At 54.5% G+C, this 20,141-nt stretch carries 20 protein-coding genes and 1 tRNA gene; 12 read left to right on the top strand and 9 right to left on the bottom strand.

Annotated features, from left to right (window positions below):
- Positions 1-82 precede the first annotated feature (82 nt).
- The 8 genes from BLT54_RS09365 to BLT54_RS09400 all read left to right on the top strand — a co-directional run bounded on the left by BLT54_RS09365 (position 83) and on the right by BLT54_RS09400 (position 5,153).
- A tRNA-Leu gene (locus tag BLT54_RS09365) sits at positions 83-169 on the top strand.
- 182 nt (positions 170-351) lie between these two features.
- Positions 352-963 (top strand): ribonuclease D, encoded by a 612-nt coding sequence (locus BLT54_RS09370; RefSeq protein ID WP_074644027.1) that lies wholly within the window; start codon positions 352-354, stop codon positions 961-963.
- A gap of 36 nt (positions 964-999) precedes the next feature.
- Positions 1,000-1,962 (top strand): KpsF/GutQ family sugar-phosphate isomerase, encoded by a 963-nt coding sequence (locus tag BLT54_RS09375; RefSeq protein WP_074644031.1) that lies wholly within the window; start codon positions 1,000-1,002, stop codon positions 1,960-1,962.
- A 9-nt stretch (positions 1,963-1,971) separates the two neighbouring features.
- Positions 1,972-2,571, top strand: coding sequence for an LPS export ABC transporter periplasmic protein LptC (gene lptC / locus BLT54_RS09380; RefSeq protein WP_074644034.1), 600 nt, complete (start codon positions 1,972-1,974; stop codon positions 2,569-2,571).
- Between the two features lie 17 nt (positions 2,572-2,588).
- Positions 2,589-3,092 carry a lipopolysaccharide transport periplasmic protein LptA gene (lptA, locus tag BLT54_RS09385; RefSeq protein ID WP_083351776.1) on the top strand — a complete coding sequence of 168 codons (504 nt, stop codon included), beginning with the start codon at positions 2,589-2,591 and terminating at the stop codon, positions 3,090-3,092.
- Positions 3,092-3,823 carry an LPS export ABC transporter ATP-binding protein gene (gene lptB / locus BLT54_RS09390; RefSeq protein ID WP_009570317.1) on the top strand — a complete coding sequence of 244 codons (732 nt, stop codon included), beginning with the start codon at positions 3,092-3,094 and terminating at the stop codon, positions 3,821-3,823. The genes lptA and lptB overlap by 1 nt, the downstream gene beginning before the upstream one ends.
- A 246-nt stretch (positions 3,824-4,069) precedes the next feature.
- Positions 4,070-4,645 carry a ribosome hibernation-promoting factor, HPF/YfiA family gene (hpf, locus tag BLT54_RS09395; RefSeq protein ID WP_074644037.1) on the top strand — a complete coding sequence of 192 codons (576 nt, stop codon included), beginning with the start codon at positions 4,070-4,072 and terminating at the stop codon, positions 4,643-4,645.
- A gap of 43 nt (positions 4,646-4,688) precedes the next feature.
- The gene (locus BLT54_RS09400) at positions 4,689-5,153 is read left to right on the top strand and encodes a PTS sugar transporter subunit IIA (protein ID WP_074644041.1); all 465 of its coding nucleotides are present in this window, start codon (positions 4,689-4,691) and stop codon (positions 5,151-5,153) included.
- Positions 5,154-5,263: 110 nt separating this feature from the next.
- On the opposite strand, the gene BLT54_RS09405 is transcribed toward BLT54_RS09400, so the two are convergent.
- The 8 genes from BLT54_RS09405 to cysQ form a co-directional block, all read right to left on the bottom strand.
- The gene (locus BLT54_RS09405) at positions 5,264-6,694 is read right to left on the bottom strand and encodes a nodulation protein NodH (protein ID WP_074644045.1); all 1,431 of its coding nucleotides are present in this window, start codon (positions 6,692-6,694) and stop codon (positions 5,264-5,266) included.
- 3 nt (positions 6,695-6,697) lie between these two features.
- On the bottom strand, positions 6,698-8,395 hold the full coding sequence (locus BLT54_RS09410; RefSeq protein WP_074644049.1) for a DUF5927 domain-containing protein: 1,698 nt from the start codon (positions 8,393-8,395) through the stop codon (positions 6,698-6,700).
- Positions 8,392-9,378: a glycosyltransferase family 2 protein gene (locus BLT54_RS09415; RefSeq protein ID WP_074644477.1), complete on the bottom strand. Its 987-nt coding sequence runs from the start codon at positions 9,376-9,378 to the stop codon at positions 8,392-8,394. Before BLT54_RS09415 ends, BLT54_RS09410 begins: the two co-directional genes overlap by 4 nt.
- Positions 9,379-9,615: 237 nt before the next feature.
- A complete protein-coding gene (locus tag BLT54_RS09420) occupies positions 9,616-10,632 on the bottom strand; it encodes a glycosyltransferase family 2 protein (RefSeq protein ID WP_074644051.1) in 1,017 nt (338 codons plus the stop codon).
- Between the two features lie 33 nt (positions 10,633-10,665).
- Positions 10,666-11,652 (bottom strand): UDP-glucose 4-epimerase GalE, encoded by a 987-nt coding sequence (gene galE, locus BLT54_RS09425; protein ID WP_074644054.1) that lies wholly within the window; start codon positions 11,650-11,652, stop codon positions 10,666-10,668.
- Positions 11,653-11,661: 9 nt separating this feature from the next.
- A complete protein-coding gene (locus tag BLT54_RS09430; RefSeq protein WP_074644058.1) occupies positions 11,662-12,558 on the bottom strand; it encodes a UTP--glucose-1-phosphate uridylyltransferase in 897 nt (298 codons plus the stop codon).
- Positions 12,559-12,745: 187 nt separating this feature from the next.
- Complete coding sequence (locus BLT54_RS09435; protein WP_074644061.1) at positions 12,746-13,546, bottom strand: 3-deoxy-manno-octulosonate cytidylyltransferase; 801 nt, start codon at positions 13,544-13,546, stop codon at positions 12,746-12,748.
- A complete protein-coding gene (gene cysQ, locus BLT54_RS09440) occupies positions 13,546-14,343 on the bottom strand; it encodes a 3'(2'),5'-bisphosphate nucleotidase CysQ (protein WP_074644066.1) in 798 nt (265 codons plus the stop codon). Before cysQ ends, BLT54_RS09435 begins: the two co-directional genes overlap by 1 nt.
- A gap of 132 nt (positions 14,344-14,475) precedes the next feature.
- Between cysQ and BLT54_RS09445 the strand changes: the two genes are divergently transcribed.
- Positions 14,476-15,294, top strand: coding sequence for an ABC transporter permease (locus BLT54_RS09445; RefSeq protein ID WP_074644069.1), 819 nt, complete (start codon positions 14,476-14,478; stop codon positions 15,292-15,294).
- 6 nt (positions 15,295-15,300) lie between these two features.
- Here the strand turns inward: BLT54_RS09445 and BLT54_RS09450 are convergent, their stop codons facing one another.
- On the bottom strand, positions 15,301-15,912 hold the full coding sequence (locus BLT54_RS09450; protein WP_074644072.1) for an alpha-ketoglutarate-dependent dioxygenase AlkB: 612 nt from the start codon (positions 15,910-15,912) through the stop codon (positions 15,301-15,303).
- 212 nt (positions 15,913-16,124) lie between these two features.
- On the opposite strand from BLT54_RS09450, the gene dnaK reads away from it, so the two are divergent.
- From dnaK to radC, 3 genes are all read left to right on the top strand, one after another.
- Positions 16,125-18,044, top strand: coding sequence for a molecular chaperone DnaK (gene dnaK / locus BLT54_RS09455; protein ID WP_074644075.1), 1,920 nt, complete (start codon positions 16,125-16,127; stop codon positions 18,042-18,044).
- A gap of 83 nt (positions 18,045-18,127) precedes the next feature.
- Positions 18,128-19,285, top strand: coding sequence for a molecular chaperone DnaJ (dnaJ, locus tag BLT54_RS09460; protein WP_074644078.1), 1,158 nt, complete (start codon positions 18,128-18,130; stop codon positions 19,283-19,285).
- 87 nt (positions 19,286-19,372) lie between these two features.
- Positions 19,373-20,140, top strand: coding sequence for a RadC family protein (gene radC / locus BLT54_RS09465; RefSeq protein ID WP_074644082.1), 768 nt, complete (start codon positions 19,373-19,375; stop codon positions 20,138-20,140).
- The last annotated feature ends 1 nt before the right edge of the window (position 20,141 follow it).

Genomic DNA, 20,141 nt, shown 5'->3' on the forward strand with positions numbered 1-20,141 from the left:
CGCTATTGCTGTTCCACAAATCCTTTAAAATCGTCGTTGACAGTGCCCTTCAGGCCCATTACATCGCGGCTCTACGACACCTGCCCAGGTGGCGGAATTGGTAGACGCGCTAGCTTCAGGTGCTAGTATTGGCAACGATGTGGAGGTTCGAGTCCTCTCCTGGGCACCACCACTTTCCGATGGGAAAGTGCCGATCTAACTCAAAATCAACTCAGCACTGGCCGGATTAACCATATGTCTTTGGCCGGATCAAACCATTTTCCCGACATCAAAGAGTGCGATCCCTTGCCCCGGATGGGCAGAATGCGTATTGACAGGCGATAGCCAGATTTAGCGCAAAGGCCCCTCTCCATGGCGAATTTCCTTTATAAAAATGACCTCCCCGATGATCTTGATCTTGGTCCGATTGTCGCCATTGATTGTGAAACCATGGGGCTGAATCCGCATCGGGATCGTTTGTGCCTTGTGCAAATGTCCGGCGGGGACGGCAATGCGCATTTGGTTCAGGTTGCGCGCGGCCAGACCGAGGCCCCCAATCTGTGCAAAATGCTGGCCGATCCGAATGTGTTGAAGCTGTTTCATTTCGGCCGTTTCGATATTGCCGCGATGTATCACGCCTTTGGCACCGTGACCGAACCGGTCTATTGCACCAAAATCGCCTCCAAACTGGTCCGCACCTTCACCGATCGGCATGGATTGAAAAACCTGCTTGAACAGCTTTTGAAGGTCGATATTTCCAAATACCAACAGATGAGCGACTGGGGGGCCGAAGATCTCACCAATGCGCAGCTCGACTATGCCGCCTCAGACGTTTTGTACCTGCACCAACTGCGTGAAAAGCTCAACGTGATGCTGGAACGCGAAGGCCGGATGGAGATCGCTCAGGCTTGTTTCGACTTCTTGCCAACGCGGGCCAAATTGGATCTCGAAGGCTGGCCCGAGATCGACATTTTCACCCACTGATCTGCTCTTGCCCATTTTGCCACTGAGGAGGTCGCCATGACCCAATCGGACGCCTTTATCGCCACCGCCCAGCGCGTGATCCGCCTCGAAGCCGAGGCGCTGACCCAATTGGCCGAAGGCATCGGCGCAAATTTTGCCGAAGCTGTCGGGCTTATTCTTGCCGCCAAGGGACGCACGATTGTAACAGGCATGGGCAAATCCGGCCATGTCGCCCGCAAAATCGCCGCCACTTTGGCATCCACGGGCACGCCTTCGCATTTCGTCCATCCCGCCGAAGCCAGCCATGGCGACCTTGGCATGATCGGCAGCGACGATGTCTGTCTGGTTCTGTCCAACTCCGGCGAAACCCCCGAACTTGCCGATCTCATCGCCTACACCCGCCGGTTTAAAATCCCGATGATCGGCGTGGCCTCAAACCCGGACAGCTCGCTGATCCGCGCCTGTGATGTGGCTCTGATCCTGCCGAAAATGCCCGAAGCCTGTGGTCATGGCATCGTCCCGACCACCTCAACCACGATGACGCTGGCGCTTGGCGACGCCATCGCCGTGGCTTTGATGGAGCAACATGCCTTCACCGCCGATAATTTCCGTGTGCTGCATCCCGGTGGCAAACTGGGCGCACGCCTGACCAAGGTCCGCGCGTTGATGCATGAGGACATGCCCTTGGTGACCGCCGAGACGCCAATGCGGGATACGCTTGCAGAAATTTCCGCAAAGGGTTTTGGCGTTGTCGGCGTGGTTGACGCCCAGGGCCACCTGACAGGCATCATCACAGACGGCGATTTGCGCCGTAACATTGACGGATTGCTCGATAAATTCGCAGGCGACATCATGACCGCCGCCCCCATGACCATTTCCCCCGACGCTTTGGCCGAAAAAGCCGTGGCGCGGATGGATGAGCGGGCAATCACCTGTCTTTTTGTGCGGGATCCTGCCGAGGATGGCCGTCCTTGTGGGATTTTGAAAATACAGGACTGTCTTCGCGCCGGCGTCGTGTAAGACAGCCCTATGGCGCGGTTTGACAACAGCTATTCTCGTTTCGTGGCGCTCGCAAAGATCGTCCTCCCCCTGGCCAGCCTTGTGGTGTTGGCCACGCTGTTTTTGTTTGCGCGCGGGCGCGAGTTCGAAATGTCCATTCCCTACGCGCAAGTCGATTTAGAAACACTGGCGCGCGAACAACGTGTGGATGGTCCGGCCTTTGCGACAGTGACCAAAGATGGTGCGCAGTTGGAATTGTCTGCCGATCAAGTTCGCCCGGACCTGTCCACTCAGGACGTGGTAAATTCTTCCGCCATTCGTGGTGCCCTGCGCATTCCTGGTAATGGCTCTGTCACACTTCAGGCCAATGACGGCGTGATTGACGGATCTGGAAAAATTGCCGAACTGTCAGGTCAGGTGCAAATCAAAACATCAACGGGCTACACGATCCACTCTGATCGGATCGCGACGATGCTTGATGTCTCCAACATCGAAAGCCCCGGCACAGTCACAGCCGACGGACCAACCGGGCATCTGACCGCCGGGGCCATGCAAATCTCACATGATGAGGGGACGGATACCTACCTTCTGGTTTTCAAGGACGGTGTAAAGCTGGTATATCAACCGTGAATTTAAAGGAAAATCCCGTGCGCATCATTCAAACCCTGTCCCTGAGCGTGGCGCTGATCATTGCATTGGCATTTCAAAGCCTCCCCGTGATGGCTCAAAGCGCGCAGATTGCGTTCGGCGGCCTCAAACATGACAGCTCGCAACCCGTTGAAGTCACTTCAGATCAGTTGAGTGTTGACCAAGCAACCGGCAAAGCGCTGTTTTCCGGCAATGTGGTGATCGGCCAAGGCACACTTCGCCTCACGGCGCAAACCGTTGAGGTTGTCTATGCCAAAACCGGCGGCACAATCGCCCGGCTTTTGGCCTCTGGCGGCGTGACGATCACCAATGCGGGCGAAACGGCAGAAGCCGCACAGGCCGAATATGACCTCGAATCATCAACTGTACTGCTCACGGGTAACGTGCTTTTGACCCAAGCGGGCAGCGCACTTTCGGGTGAACGCATGCTGATTGATCTCAACACTGGCACCGGTCGCATGGACGGGCGCGTGAAAACCATACTCCAGCCTGGGAAAAAGTAATGTCCGACACAACCGGGCTAAAGGTCCGCAACCTGCGCAAAGGCTATCGCAAACGCACCGTGATCCGCGACGTATCGCTTGATCTTGGCCGTGGTGAGGTTGTGGCGCTGCTGGGTCCCAACGGGTCAGGCAAAACCACCTGTTTCTATTCTATCGCAGGTCTTGTGATGCCGGAAGCCGGAGAGATCACGGTCGACGGCCGCAACATCACGCTTTTGCCGATGTACCGTCGCGCTAAAATGGGCATTGGATATTTGCCGCAAGAGGCGTCGATCTTTCGCGGTCTTTGTGTTGAGGACAATATCCTTGCGATCCTCGAAGTGTCCGAATCCGATCCGTTGGTGCGGCGCGAGAAACTTGAAGAATTGCTGTCCGAATTCTCGATTTCCCACCTGCGACGTGCACCCGCCCTGTCGCTCTCCGGGGGCGAGCGGCGCCGCGTCGAAATCGCGCGCTGCTTGGCGTCTGACCCCTCTTATGTGCTTTTGGATGAACCCTTTGCCGGCGTTGATCCGATTGCGGTGGCGGAAATTCGCGGACTTGTTTCCGATCTCAAAAATCGCGGGATCGGCGTGTTGATTACCGATCATAACGTTCAGGAAACGTTAGGAATTATTGATCGGGCCTATATTTTGCATGATGGTCAAGTGTTGATGTCCGGCACCACCGAAGACATCGTTGCGGATGAAACTGTACGCCGTGTTTACCTTGGTGACAATTTCCGGATCTGAGCGCGGGTTTCGATTGACATTGACCTAGATTCTGCCACCAAATGTAACCGATGCATGACGCGCGTTTCACAGTCTGCGCCACGGCAAATCAAAGCCTCAGGGCGCCAAAGCACCACCCCGACACACCGTCAGGGTCCTATGGCGAACGCATGCATTCACTTCCCGCTTTATACAAGAACCCAAGGCCCTGTCAGACGCCAGAGGCGGCGTCTAGCATATAGGTCCCAAAGAAAGAAGGAGGTATCAATGCGGTACCAAATCAGCGGAAAACAAATTGACATCGGCACAGCCCTTCAAACGCATGTGAAGACGGAGCTGGGCACCGTGCTTGATAAATACGCACAGCGTCCGACTGACGCAAATGTCGTGTTTTCAAAAACTGGGGCAGAATTCAATTGCGAGGCCGTGGTTCACCTGTCCAGCGGGCTGACCGCACAGGCCAGTGCACATGCCCATGAAATCTACGCAGCCTTTGATGAATGCGCGGAAAAAATGGACAAACAACTGCGCCGCTACAAACGCCGCCTGAAAGATCACCACAAGGATCGTGCCGAGCCGGTTGAACTCTTCGGCGCTTCCCAGTATATCCTCGCCGCGTCTGACCATGATGAGGACCAGGAACCTGAAAGCCTTCAGCCGATGATCATCGCTGAAATGGAGGCAAAGATTCCGACCCTGACGGTTGGCGAAGCAGTGATGCAAATGGAATTGGCCGGCGCTCCTGTTCTTGTGTTCCACAAGGATGGGAAAACCGGAGTAAACGTGGTCTACCGCCGTGCCGATGGGAACATCGGTTGGGTTGACCCTAACAACGCGACATAACAAAACTGACCCGCCTCGACGGGTCGGGGCGGGTACATTTCATATGGATATATCTAAGATCTTGGATCCGCAGGCCATCAAATTGGTCGGAAAGATGACGAGCAAGAAACGTCTCTTTCAGGATCTCGGGGAGATCGCTGCAAGTGCCTATGGCCTGTCACTCAATGACACGGTTGACGCCTTGCAAGACCGCGAAAGCCTTGGCCCAACAGGTGTGGGTCATGGCGTTGCTTTGCCTCATGCGCGCATTGAGGGGTTGGACCGTGTGGTCGGGGCGTTTATGCGCCTTGAAAGTCCGATGGATTTCGATGCCGTGGACCGGCAGCCCGTCGACCTGATTTTCGCCCTTTTTGCCCCGGCAGAATCCGGTGTGGATCACCTCAAGGCACTGGCGCTTGTATCGCGCACAATGCGCGATGGAGACATCTGCGCCAAACTGCGCGCCAATGGCGAGGCCGCGACCCTTCATGCCATTCTGACTGAAGGACCAAAAACCAAAGCCGCTTAAAATCGGCCTGTGGCGTTTCTGACCTGCCACAGGTCATTTCGAAATGCGTTCAAGGGCCAAAACCATCCGCACGTCACCCAAGTTTTGCGTCCCCTGTGTCGCGAAACACTTTAGGTTTGTGACCAGGGTTTAAAGCCAAACATCATGTAATCGCGCTGGTAGGTCGCCCGAACGGCGTCCTCGACCTCTTCGTCGTAGATGTCTGCAAGCGTGTAGGGGCTATCATTCTGTTCCTCGAGAGCGGCAAGCGCAGACATTCCAATACTCGCCCCAAGGTGATCAAGATCCCCGGCAAGGCTTTCCTCTCGCAAGATGACGTCAGGCAGGGAGAAATCCGCAAAGCCTTTGATCACTTCCGATTGTGACGCCCAAGTCCCATCCACCCGTATGGAGGTTTGGCCGTTGAGATTGCCTTTGACGAAGTCCGCGAATTTCAGAAACGCTTCGCGGTGCTGGTCGCGACCATAAGACGCATCCGGCTGATCCACCGGGATTGGCAACTTATAAATGTCACGCAATACCTCGCGGATTTCTACGTAGGTCAGCGCACTGATATTCAAAATGTATCGGCAAAACGTCCGATGTAGCCGCAAGGCCGGATGTGTAATCACCGTAAAGCTGCGATGCCCTTTGTTTTGCCGCTTCCACTGACGGAGCGTCTTTTGGGTGAACTCTTTGGTCAAAGCCGCTGGGTCAGCCTTATCCAGACCAGCCAGCCACGCCTGCACGGCTTGCTCCGGGCCACTGCGCACAGGCATATAAAGCAAAGGTGCCGATTGACCGGCCAGATAGGTCGGAACCCCAGGGCCGCGACGCGGTTCGAAATTTGGCGTGTTGGACAGGTTAAAGTGGTCGACGCTGGACAGGTTGGCCACCATCTCCGCGTAGTTCACAACCTTATCCTCAAGACGCGACGGGTTTTGAACCTTGGTCTTTTGCGTGGTCTTGCCCCGCTCCTCAGTCACGCCAAGGAAACGTGCCAAACCATTGAGGACTTCAATGTCCTGAATATCGTCATAATTGATATAAAACGCAGTCTGGCCAGAGGTTTGCAGCGCGCGCTGAAGCGAAAGCTGAAACCCCTTGAGCTCGTCCAAAAGCCCTGCGAATTCACGTTTATCAAAAACAATCTTGGCCGATTTTGCATCCTTCAAATCGCCAAGCCGCCATTGCCCGGTCTTGTCCGCGATCTTGCGCGACACATAACTGTCCAGCGGGTTGCGGGTGAGGATAATCTTGGCGCATTTCGGGTCTTTCAGAACATGCGCCAGAATGCGCGGGTCGTGATCGTGGAAAAACCGAAATCCAGCCAACCCCTTGGTTGCATCCCGCATTTTATGCAGCAAAAGCGTCGGGTCCGCTTCGCGCATGATCAGGCTCACGCCCAACATTTCTTTCTGTTTCGACTTGCCGATAAAGGCTGGGTTGAACGCCTCGCCCCAACATGTCAGCCTAGGATAAGAATTGATGTTTTCTTCGAGAAAATTCGACCCGGTTCGCATTTCAGCGAAAATTACGAAATAGTCGTACTGATGAGACATGCGCTACTTTACCAGATAGGGCCGTTTGCCATCGCGGGGGCGGGCATCGGGCTCGTTGCCCATGGGAAAATCGCCCATGAGGTGGGGCTTCATCCCCTGATTTTTCAGATTTTGCAAGAACTGGCCAAAGCCTGTCAAATCCCGCATCTTTGGCGCTTCGGTCAACCGTCGGACATTGCGCGGACCGATCTCATCAATGATCGCCTGCAAAGGCTCCATACGGCTTTCGATAAAATCCGCCATGGTCCAAATCCGCGTGCGCGCTTTGACATGGTGGGACCGCAGAATGGCGATATGCTCCGCCTCGATCCGCTGTAGCCGCGCGGCCTCCCGACGAATATCAGAGAAATTGCGATTTGAACGGAACAGCGTCACAGCCCAAGCCCCGGTGATCACCGAAATCTGAGCGTTTGGATCCGTGGCGATGAGCCAGTTGATCTCTTGATTGTCGCGGGGGCCAAACATGAAACACTGCCGCTCGCCCCGAGTGTTCCAGATGAGGGACGTGAGAAAGCCGCAGGGGTTATAATCCCTCAAGGCCGCATGGTTTGAGAGCGCGCCAGAGAACACCTTTTGACCACCGGCGAACTCAACACCGTCAGGATCAAAAAGATGACCATGCACCCGCGCACCGACCGCACGCGCCAGCCATTCATCAAAATCCTCGAACAGATCAGAAAAGCCCTCAAACACGGAATAGGGCGCACTGGTTTTGTCGTGACCCTGACCATGCCCCGGCATCCGGCTTTGCATATATAGCCCCTCGCGCCCCATCGTCCGACGCTCCACAGCCTTTGAAAAGATGCGGTCAATTTTGCCCGGATTGGGCTCCGCGCCCTTCATCGGGTTGCTGTCAGAGTTCAAAAAGGTTGTGTACAGACGATCCGCCCGGGGCCAGATTTTGCGCGCCACAAAGCAATCCGAGCGCCGCAAAAGTTGCAGGTGATCATCATAGAAAATATGCGGCTTTCCCTGATAGTCGAACTTCGACAGAGTCAAAGACCGGCTCTCGATATTGTTGGAATAAAGCCGCACCAAGGTTTGGTAATAGCTTTCATCCGGGATCCAAACCTTTTTGAAATAGGCATCATAGGTCTTGCGATCCGGGTCTTCGAGAATGGCGGAAAGGGTTTGACGCGTCAGACACCACCATTGCGAGCCAAGATGCGGAACCAAACCGTCCGGGATTTTGCGTTTATACCGGATTTTGCGTTGCAGCGTGACGTAGCGGTCAAACAACCGCCGCTGTTTCTTCCACGAAAACGGAAACCGGAGCGTGAAGCGTTCGGCATCCAGCCCGCCGACAGTCCAAGGCACATCCTCGGTTGTGACGCTTTCGATAAAATTCGTCATCGGCCGCGCCGCAAGATATTGTTTCAAATCCTCTACGGGCCGCAGTGGCAAGCAAGAGCCGGACGACAGGTAGACATGGCGCACATTGCGAAACCGGTCGAGCATCAGCTCTGAGGCGGCTTGTGAGGCGGCAACGAGCGACCAAGTCCCCCAATCGCAGGCATGGCGTTTGCTAAAAATCACCGTGTCGAGATCAGAGAGACTGTCAACAAAGGGTTGATAGACATCCTTTTTCACCCGGCGATCCACATGGATCACAACCGGACAGCCATGGCTTGCCCAATGACGCGCAACCTGTTCGGCGCGCTCAAGGGCAGTATGAACAAGCATTACAAACCCGACCGTCATGCCCAATTGCCCTTGGACATGAGACCGAGAATCTCAAGTTGCCGCCAATTGATGTATTTTTCAGACCAGTTGCACCACAAATCAGGATCATCTTTGATCCGACTGCTGTAGGCAAGGTATTCGCGACTTCCGGCATAATGCTGGCGGCGCTTCAATTCCTCTTCGGTCTTTTGCACGAATGTATTGAGAAACTTGGCGTGTAACAGCACGCCAGAGGCCATTTCACCGCCATAGCTGTCGTAGACTTTATTCAGGCGTTTTGGCAAAAGCATATGGGTCGAATGCAGATACACATAGCTGCGATCCCATTTGACCAATGGGATTTTGTTCAAAGATGGTGCGTTGATCGGGTCGTTGTGAAAAAAGAGCCGCGCGCGCGGGCCGCCCTGAATCCACAGGTTTTCATACTCCCAGTTGGTTGAAAGCATGTAGTTTCCGCTGTCAAACCATTCGGCAATCTCAAACGGATTTTGACCCTCAATATAGGGCTGCGCATCAATCGGTCCTTTGGGGTACATGTCAATCAACATGGCCGAAAAACTGCGCAGGCCGGAATTATCGAGCCAATCTGTCAAGGCCGGGATCGGACGCGTGTCGCAAAACGGAAAGGCGAAAAACTCGTCCACATCAACGGTCAGCGTCCAATGTCCGTGGCAATATTTGCGCGCGAGCGCATTCATCCAATGCACGCCAAACAGCGATTTTCGATAACTTGCCGTGGTGTGCCAGATCGACACATCCTGTTGGCCGATTAGAAATTCCCGCGAGCCATCATCACTGTCATTGTCGACAAAAAGGAAATGGGACACGCCCATGTCCCTGTAATATTTCATAAAATACGGCAACCGGATGCGTTCATTGCGCAGCGTACAGACCAACAGGACGTCATTTTTTTTGATCCGGTCGGTGTGATTTTGCAGACAGGTCAACTCCCGGCTTTTCCGATATGCTCGGATAAGCCGATGCTTGCGCCGAAGTCTCAGGCGATATTGCCGTAGCCGACTCACTTCAGCCCTTTTCCAATTCGCTCAGGGTTTCTCTTTTGCCTCTGCTATCACACAAACTTTAAGACCCACCTCACGCGCCCACAAATTAAGGGTACTTTGGGTCGTGCTATAATGTTTCCGTAATGCCTCTTTTCCTATTTTAAATAGGGGTTTATTCAGTTTTCGTAAACAACACATTGTAAATTTTGAAACAATTTTCACGCAACCTCTGATCTAACGCCATGCTCCACGTGTCAAAATTCCATCCTCTTCAAGGCCCTGCCATCCATGATACCGGACACCATCCTCAGACCAAAGAGTGGGGTCATTTGCAACGGCCGCATAATAGTCATCATATTTATGGGGGTTTAAGTGATACTCACGGAGCAGGTTGTCTTGCCGCGCCTTTTCCATCATGTCCGGCAGAAACTTACTATGAAGCAAAGCCCCTGTCGGCAAATTCAGACGTGCGTCAAATCCACAGTTTAGTTCACGCGGCAGAACCACATGGGTCGAACTCACATAAGCAAATCGCCAATGCCATTTGACCAAGGGGGTCTTGTGCAGATGTGGAGCGATGTTCGGCTGATCTTTAAAAAAGACCCGCGCGCGTACCCCCCCACGTATGGAAATATCATTGTATTTCGATTGCATTTCCCAAACATAGTTATGAGCATCATAATAAGGCAAAACGTCCCAGACTGGCTGCCCCTCTTTATAATTGACCGCGCTGATGGGGCCGTCTCCATACAAATCCAGCATCATCGCGGAAAACACCCGACAGCGTCGAGTGTCGAGCCAGCCTGTCAAATCATGTAGGGTGCGCGTTTCATTGAAGGGGATGATCAACGCCTCATCAGCGTCCAAAGTAAGACACCAATGATCGTGCCCGTAGCGCATCAAAAGACTGTTGATCCAATCCATTCCGAACCGCGCGTCACGATAGCTTTGATCTGTTTTCCATAGTGAAACATCCGGTTGGCGGAGCAGATAGTCCGATGTTCCATCAGTGCTGCCATTATCAACGATCAGAAAATGCAAAATGCCCAAGGCACGGTGGTGATCGAGAAAATAGGGAAGCCGCTGCCTCTCATTGCGCACAGTCGCAAAGGCAAGGATATCACCCTTGCGGATCTTGGCCGTGCGCAATTGCACGGCTTCCAATTCGCGGCGTTTGATCCATGCCCGAGCAAGAAGATACCGGCGCTTGTGTCGCAGCCGGTATGTCCTCCAAAGATCGTAAACCGGCATTCAAACTCCCCACTGAAAAACCCACCTTATGGATCATTTTTCATAATGGCCAGTTTGATGCCATTTCCACGCATGATCAATCATCGTGGCAAGATTAGAGCGCTCTGGAGCCCATCCAAGCTCGGTGATCGCACGCTCGGAGCCAGAGACAAGTTTGGTACAATCGCCGGGACGACGATCCCCCTCTACGATGGGCACATCTTTGTTGGTCACAGCGCGGGAATGATCCACGACGTCACGCACGGAAAATCCCGCGCCTGTACCCAGATTGAACACCCGGCTGCCTTTGCCGTCCTCAAGCCATTTGAGACCCAAAACATGGGCATCGACCAGATCGCAGACATGGACATAATCGCGGATACAGGTGCCATCCGGCGTGTCATAATCCGTGCCGAAAATCGTCAAAGCGGCACGTTTGCCCGCAATCGCATCCAACATCAGCGGGATGAGATGGGTTTCCGGTTGATGGAATTCCCCAACCTCGCCGTCGGGATCACACCCGGCCACGTTGAAGTAGCGGAAAATCACATGGTTGAGGCCAAAGGCCGCGCCAAAGTTATCCAAGATGTCTTCGATCGCGCGCTTCGACGCCCCGTAGGAGTTGATCGGGAGCTGTACGGAGTCCTCATCCAACACCACATTGTCCTGATCGCCATAGGTGGCACAGGTGGAAGAAAACACAAAATGCGGACACCCCGCAGCCACCGCCGCTTCAACCAACGTCAAAGAGCCGATGACGTTGTTACGCCAGTATTTCCCCGGATCTGACATGCTTTCGCCAACCTGAGAAAAAGCGGCGAAATGCATCACGGCGACGGGTTTATATTTGGCAAAGACCTCGTCAAGACGGGCACGATCCAAAAGATCACCCTTCTCAAAAGGACCAAACTTGACCGCATCTTCCCAGCCCGTCGACAGGTTATCAAAAGTCACAGGCTGATAGCCCGCGGCCCGCAGCGCCTTACACGCATGCGAGCCAATATAGCCGGCCCCGCCGGTTACAATAACGGATTTGGTCATGGATGGCCCTTACTGTGCAGCAGTGCGAATGGAGGACAGGGTATCAAGATACTCCTGAAGCTCATCACGCAACTCAGGGCGCGACAGGCCGAAAGCAATCGTGGCCTGAAGGAAACCGGCCTTGGACCCGCAATCAAACCGCTGACCCGCAAAGCGATAACCGTACACACCGCGATCCGATTCGATTTCGTCCGCGATTGCATCGGTCAGTTGGATTTCACCACCGGCGCCCGCTTTCATCTGGTTGAGATTTTTCATCACATTGGGCGAAAGAATATAACGACCGATCACAGCAAGGTTGGACGGTTCTGTGCCGGGAGCAGGCTTTTCAACCATACCTTTGGCCGAAACATAGGCCCCCATGTCCTCTTTGATGTCGAGCACACCGTAGGAGGACACTTTATCATCGGGGACTTCCATGGCTGCAACCATAGAGCCGCCAATTTCTTCATAGGCTTCGACCATCTGTTGCAAACACGGCTTATCCGCCGCAATCACGTCATCCGGCAGGATCACAGCAAAGGGTTCTTTTGGGTCCAGAAGACGGCGCGCGCACCATACAGCGTGGCCAAGGCCCAGCGCTTTGTGCTGACGGATATAGGCAATCGCCCCACTGTCCATATTGGTCATTTTCAGGGTTTCCAGAAGCGCATCTTTGCCCTTTTTGCGCAGCTCTTGTTCAAGGACGGGAGAATGATCAAAGTAATCCTCAAGCGCGCCCTTTCCGCGCGAGGTGACAAAGATGAACTCCTTAATTCCCGCCGCCCGCGCTTCATCAATGGCGTATTGAATCAGGGGACGATCGACGAGCGTCATGATTTCCTTCGGGATGGATTTGGTCGCAGGCAAAAACCGCGTCCCCAAACCCGCCACAGGAAAGATCGCTTTCGTCACTTTACGTGTCATCTTTACTCCTCTGGGCTCGCACCATTGAGCCCTTAAATTGAACGTTGCCAAGGCGACCTTAAAGTTATCTGATCATAAGGTCAGCACTGGTCTTTAGCTTTCGCAGTTTATTGCCACAGTTTTACAACTGTGCCTTCTTAGCACACAGACGCAGATCAAAAAACGATCATATGGCGTATAAATTCCCCTAAGACGCCCCCATCTCAGACAGCATTGCCTCAAGACGTGGAACGTCTTCGGGGTTGTTCAACTCCCAAAATTGCCGCCCACGAGAATCGACCTCGACACAAAGAACAGGCCGCTCTTGTTCCAAAAAGCGGAGCTGCTCCAAGCCTTCGAGGCTTTCCAAGGGGCCAGTCGGCCATTTCGGATAAGCCGCCAATGCAGAGGGGCGATAGGCGTAGACGCCAACATGATGAAACACGGGCGTTTCGGCGTCATCCGCGTAGGTTTGAGAGGTATAGGGAATCACCTCTTTTGAGAAATAGAGGCCTTTGTGATCACTCCCAAACACCGCCGTCGTTCCGCCCACGCGTCCTGCCCGCCGATCCTCAAGAAACCCATTCAAAGCCCGCCCATCACAACGCAACACCGGAGTGGCAACCTCCGCTGTTGGATGCGCCCGCAAGCCCGCCACAAGATCTTCGACAAACCAAGCGGGGGTCAGCGGTGCATCGCCCTGAAGATTGACCACGATGTCATACCCGCCCCCCAGATTTTCCAAGGCCTCAGCACAGCGTTCAGTGCCATTGGCGCAGGTCTCTGAGGTCATCACAACCTCCGCCCCAAAGGCTTCGGCGGCAGTGCGAATGCGGTCGTCATCCGTTGCAACAACAACCCGGTCCACACCGGACACCGCAATTGCGGCATCCCAACTGCGCCGGATGAGGGATTTCGCTTCCCCCGTGGCCCCGGTCAACTCAACAAGCGGTTTGCCCGGATAGCGCGTTGACGCGTACCGGGCGGGAATCACAATCAGAACGGACATCAGGCGTCTTTCAGCTCCACACCGGGGGCATAGGCAATGAAGAATGGGTTGGCATACTCTTCTTTGCCATAGGTCAGAGGCGTATGATCATCAAAGCGCACAACGTCGCCACCGGCCCCAAGCAAAACCGCATGTCCGGCAGCCGTGTCCCATTCCATTGTGCGACCAACGCGCGGATAAAGATCGGCCTCTCCCGTTGCCACAAGACAGAATTTAAGCGACGAACCCGCAGATTTGCTGTCTTTCGCTTTGTATTTGGCAAGGTAATCTTCGGTCGCCTGATCGCGGTGCGATTTCGATGCAACGATCATCAAGGCGTCATTGTCTGGTGTCGACACGGAAATCTTTTTCATTTCACCCGGTGCCGAGGCCTCAAACGGGCCAATTTCCTCGTAAGACTGTCCGCTTGCATCGGTGATAAAAAGGCGATCCTTGGCGGGAGCATAAACCACACCGCGCAGCGGTACGCCCTTCTCGACATAAGCAATGTTCACCGTGAAATCGCCACGACGCTGTACAAATTCTTTAGTGCCATCAAGCGGGTCAACGATAAGGAACGTATCCGATTTCAACTGATGCGAGGCAGATTGTTCTTCGGTGATCAGGGTCACATCGGGGAAAGCGGCCCGCAACCCTGCGGAAATCAATGCATCCGCAGCTTCGTCGGCTTCGGTCACCGGGCTTTCGTCCGATTTCGTTTTCACTTCAAAATCATCGGCGTTGTAAATCTCAAGAATCTTCTCACCAGCTTCGATTGCCAGACTGCGCATGAGGGGGATAAGTTTTTCGAAATCCAAGGGTTTGCTCCTGATTTATGTCACATGTGTTTTCATTGAAAGAAAACCTCAACAACCTTATGCTATGTTGGCATGGGAACAACAAGAAATCCCGAAGAAACGGGCGCGATTAACCTACAGGATACATGAACGATGTTTCATTACGCAAAAAGCCAAAGCGGGTTCTCAGCCGCACTGACAATCCTGAGGCTTATTTTCGTGAACACCGTGCGTCATGTCCGAAAATCACACGGAAACCCGCTTCTGGGTCTGATTTCAAACATGACACAAGCGATGATTCTCGTGTTTGTTTTTACCTTTATGTACAGCATTCTCGGCATTCGTGGCGTGGCGATCAGAGGGGATTTTATCCTGTTCATCATGTCCGGGATTTTCCTGTTTCTGACGCATAACAAAGCCATTGGCGCGGTTGCCGGTGCGGAAAATTCCACCTCGCCGATGATGCAACACGCGCCGATGAACACCGCCATTTCCATCGCCTCTGCCGCTCTCAGTACCCTTTACATTCAGGTCCTATCTGTCGCGGTGATCCTCACCATCTATTCACTGGGCTGGGGAGAGCTGCATTTTCAGGATGCCGCTGGCGCTTTTGGGATGTTGCTTATGGCCTGGGCGTCGGGTTCCGCCATCGGCACCGTGGTCCTGGCCGCCAAACCGTGGGCTCCACGCATGGTCAGCATCATACAAACGGTCTACACCCGCGCCAATATGTTTACCTCCGGCAAGATGTTCGTCGCCAATCAAACGCCGGGCTATATGCTTGCCTTTTTTTCGTGGAACCCGCTGTTTCACACCATTGATCAGGCCCGCGGCTTTACCTTTGTCAACTACAACCCGCATTACAGTTCGGTCCTTTACCCGGCTGTCTTTTCGATGATCTTTGTCACCATCGGGCTGCTTGCCGAATTTTTCACCCGCAAACGCGTATCGCTGAGCTGGGGTGCGCGCTGATCGCGATCACGTCACAACGCGCAGTGTCAGATTGAGACGACCACCACCGCGCAAAAGCGTGCTGGTGCCAGTCTTTACGCGGTCGATACCGTGATACAGCAGGCGCGCTTCACCACTCATGACCACCACATCGCCGGACTGCAACCAAACGCTTTCCGTCTTGCCGCCACGGGTCGTTTGACCAACGCGAAAAAGCGCCTCATCCCCCAGAGAAATCGACACAACAGGTTGGCCAAAATCCACCTCATCGCGATCTTGATGCATCCCCATTTTCGCACCTTCGCCGTAAAAATTGATCAAACAGCATTCAGGGGGCCGTTCTGTGTCCGCCACTTGGCCCCAAATGGTGAGAACCCGTTGCGGAATGGGTGGCCAGTTTTGCCCACTCGGATGCCGATCCGCATAGCGATACCCCGTTTTATCAGAGACCCAGCCAAACGGCCCCGCCGAAGTCATGCGCACAGACATCGGCTTTCCATAAGGCGTCATCGGCGAAAAGAGCGGCGCGCGCCGCGTCACCTCGCGCAGATCTGCGACGATCGCCTTTTGATCCTCTGCCGCAATAAGCCCCTTATAAATGCGCATCCCACGCAGACTTAATGCCTTTGGTTGATCCATTTTCGCCTCCTTTGTCATTTTTCCTCTGAAATGACTCCATTTTTCCTGTGCCAGAGCGCCTCGCACAACTTGCAGGGGGCCAAACGCCTCCTTATATACGCCGAGAAGCAATGATCGGTTCGGATATTCTGAGCGGTCAAGATCACTGGGATCAACGGCGGGTGCCACAATGGGCCCCTCGTTTTAACATCGCCTAAGAGAGGATTTTGAGCATGGCCAAAGTCATCGGTATCGACCTCGGGACCACCAACTCCTGCGTTGCCATCATGGATGGTTCGCAACCCCGGGTTATTGAAAATGCTGAAGGTGCGCGTACCACACCTTCGATCGTCGGCTTTACCGACAATGAACGCCTCGTTGGCCAAGCGGCCAAACGTCAGGCTGTCACCAACCCTGAGAACACAGTGTTCGCCGTCAAACGTTTGATCGGTCGTCGCGTCGGTGACGCCGAAGTGGAAAAGGACAAGAGCCTCGTTCCCTACAGCATCGTCGATGGCGGCAACGGTGACGCTTGGGTTGAAGTGCGCGGCGACAAATATTCGCCTTCCCAAATCTCCGCCTTTATCCTTGGCAAGATGAAAGAAACCGCCGAGTCCTACCTCGGCGAAGAAGTGACCCAGGCCGTCATCACGGTTCCGGCCTACTTTAACGACGCCCAACGCCAAGCCACCAAAGACGCTGGTAAAATTGCTGGCCTCGAAGTGCTGCGGATCATCAACGAGCCGACAGCTGCCGCTTTGGCCTATGGCCTCGACAAATCCGAAACCAAAACCATCGCGGTCTATGACCTTGGCGGCGGGACATTCGACGTGACCATCCTCGAACTGGGCGATGGCGTGTTTGAAGTTCAGGCCACCAACGGCGACACGTTCTTGGGCGGTGAAGATTTCGACATGCGCATCGTGAACTACCTCGCGGGTGAGTTCAAAAAAGAGCATGGCGTCGATCTGACCAAAGACAAAATGGCCCTTCAGCGCCTCAAAGAAGCCGCTGAAAAAGCCAAGATCGAACTGTCGTCCTCCAGCCAGACCGAAATCAACCAGCCGTTCATTTCCATGAACCCGTCCTCCGGCACGCCGCTTCACCTCGTGGTCAAACTGACCCGTGCGAAGCTGGAAAGCCTTGTGAACGACCTGATCAAAAACTCGATCAAACCGTGCCAAGCCGCGCTCAAAGACGCAGGTCTGTCCACCTCTGACATCGACGAAGTCGTGTTGGTCGGCGGGATGACCCGTATGCCGAAAGTCATCGAAGAGGTGACCAAATTCTTCGGCAAAGAGCCGCACAAAGGTGTGAACCCGGACGAAGTGGTTGCCATGGGCGCCGCCATTCAGGCCGGCGTGTTGCAAGGCGACGTGAAAGACGTGTTGCTGCTTGATGTGACCCCGCTGTCCATCGGCATCGAAACGCTGGGTGGCGTGTTCACCCGTCTGATCGACCGCAACACCACGATCCCGACCAAAAAGTCGCAAATCTTCTCCACCGCCGAGGACAACCAGTCCGCCGTGACACTTCGTGTGTTCCAAGGTGAGCGCGAGATGGCCGCCGACAACAAAATGCTTGGCCAATTCAACCTCGAAGGCATCCCGCCCGCACCGCGCGGCATGCCCCAGATCGAAGTGACATTTGACATCAACGCCGACGGTATCGTCGAAGTGGGTGCCAAAGACAAAGGCACCGGCAAAGAGCAAAAGATCACGATCCAAGCCTCTGGTGGCCTCTCCGATGAGGACATCGAGAAAATGGTCAAAGACGCCGAGGCAAACGCCGACGCCGATAAGGCCCGCAAAGCATTGGTCGAAGCGAAAAACCAAGCCGAAAGCCTCATTCACTCGACTGAAAAGGCGATCGAAGAGCACAACGACAAGGTCGATCCGACCACCGTTGAGGCCATCGAACTTGCGATTGCTGCGCTCAAAGATCAGCTTGAAACCGAAGACCCGGATAAAATCCGTTCGGGCATTCAAAACGTGACTGACGCTGCCATGAAACTCGGTGAGGCCATCTATAAGGCCGAACAGAGCAAAGCGGGCGCTGGCGACGATGTCGATATGGATGACGGTCCGTCGTCGGTTGATGACGATATCGTTGATGCCGATTTCGAAGATCTCGGCGGCGACAAGCGCTCCTAACGCGTATCTGGGACCGATTGGCCGGTTCGACACCATCGAACCGGCCTCTCCCGTTTTAGGGCGTTCCCGAAAGGATCAAATCCATGGCAAAACGCGATTTCTATGAGGTGCTTGGCGTCAACAAAGGCGCGGATGCTGGGGAATTGAAAAAAGCCTATCGCAAGAAAGCGATGGAATTTCACCCCGACCGCAACAAAGACAATCCCGAAGCAGAGGCCAAGTTCAAAGAAGCGAACGAAGCCTACGACACGCTCAAAGACCCGGATAAAAAGGCCGCCTATGACCGATTTGGTCATGCCGCTTTTGAACAGGGTGGCATGGGCGGTGGCGGACGTCCTGGTGGCGGCTTTGGTGGCGGTCATGGCGATTTCTCGTCGGCCTTCTCTGACGTGTTCGATGACCTGTTTGGCGATTTCATGGGCGGTCAACGCGGCGGTCAGCGGTCGCGCGCACAACGCGGCGCAGACCTACGCTACGACATGCGTATCACCTTAGAGGAAGCCTATAAGGGCGCACAAAAGACCATCACTGTCCCGACCTCCGTTGCCTGCACGGGCTGCAGTGGCACAGGCGCTGCGAACGGTGCTGAACCGCAAACCTGTCCGTCCTGCTCAGGCATGGGCAAGGTCCGCGCGCAACAAGGCTTTTTCACCGTTGAACGCACCTGTCCGGCCTGTGGTGGCCTAGGCCAGACGATCAAAGACCCCTGCCCCGATTGTCGCGGTGCCGGGCGCGTTGAAAAAGAGCGCTCCCTGTCTGTGAACATTCCCGCAGGTGTCGAAACCGGCACGCGCATTCGCCTTGCTGGTGAAGGCGAGGCGGGGCTTCGTGGCGGTCCCACGGGTGATCTCTATATTTTCATCGAGGTCCGGCCGCACAATCTGTTTGAACGCGACGGCGTGCATTTGCATTGCTCCGTCCCCGTCTCTATGGCCACAGCCGCGCTTGGTGGTGACATCGAAGTGCCGACCATTGACGGTGGCCGCTCCCGCGTGAAAATCCCTGCGGGTAGCCAATCTGGCCGTCAAATGCGCCTGCGCGCCAAAGGCATGCCTGCGCTGCGTGGCGGTGGCCAGGGTGACATGTTCATCGAGCTTTCGGTAGAGACCCCCGTCAATTTGACCTCGAAACAAAAAGAGTTGCTTCAAGAGTTTGAAAAGCTCGGTGAAGACAACAACAACCCGGAAAGTTCTAGCTTTTTCAAAAAGGTAAAGACTTTTTGGGATGGAATGAAAAGCTAAACCTTTTGACTGGCGGCGTATAAATTTATGCCGCCGGTTAAAAGCCGTTAACTACTTTTTTAGCGAATCGTGGGATGGATTCACTCCATGACCACAACACCGCACCCCTCCGCGTTTCGCGAAATGCCCGACTGGCTCTTCGATCTCGACGAGGCCCGTCCCGTTGTCCTCCCGTCGCGTCCACCAAGCTACCTGCGCAATCATAAAAAGCATCTTCAGGATCGCTTTTTTGATGGCGGCGCGCAGGCGATGCCGGATTACGAACTTTTGGAACTCATCCTCTACCGCGCTCTTCCGCGTGCGGATGTGAAACCGATTGCGGCGGCTCTGATCGAGGGTTTTGGCGATTTCAACCGCGTTATATCCGCACCCATTTCTCGACTTTTGGAGGTCGAAGGTATGGATGTTAGCGTGGCGCAGGAACTGAAAATCGTCGAGGCCGCAGCGCATCGTCTTGCCCGCGCCCGCGTCATGCAACGCCCGGTGATTTCAAGCTGGGATGCGGTTTTGGACTATTGCCACACCACCATGGCGCATCGTGAAACCGAACAGTTTCGCGTGCTCTATCTGGACCGTAAGAATATCCTCATTGCCGATGAAGAACAGGCGCGCGGCACGGTGGATCATGTGCCGGTCTACCCGCGTGAGGTGGTTAAAAGAGCACTTGAACTCAATGCTTCTGCGCTCATTCTTGTGCACAACCATCCCTCTGGCGACCCGACGCCATCAGACGCAGACATCACCATGACCAATCAAATCCGCGATGCCGCCGAGACGCTCGACATTCAGCTCCACGATCACCTGATCATTGGAAAATCGACTGAGCTGAGTTTTCGTGGGTCAGGCTATCTCTGAT

The sequence above is a fragment of the Celeribacter baekdonensis genome (assembly GCF_900102315.1).
Taxonomy (GTDB): Bacteria; Pseudomonadota; Alphaproteobacteria; order Rhodobacterales; family Rhodobacteraceae; genus Celeribacter; species Celeribacter baekdonensis.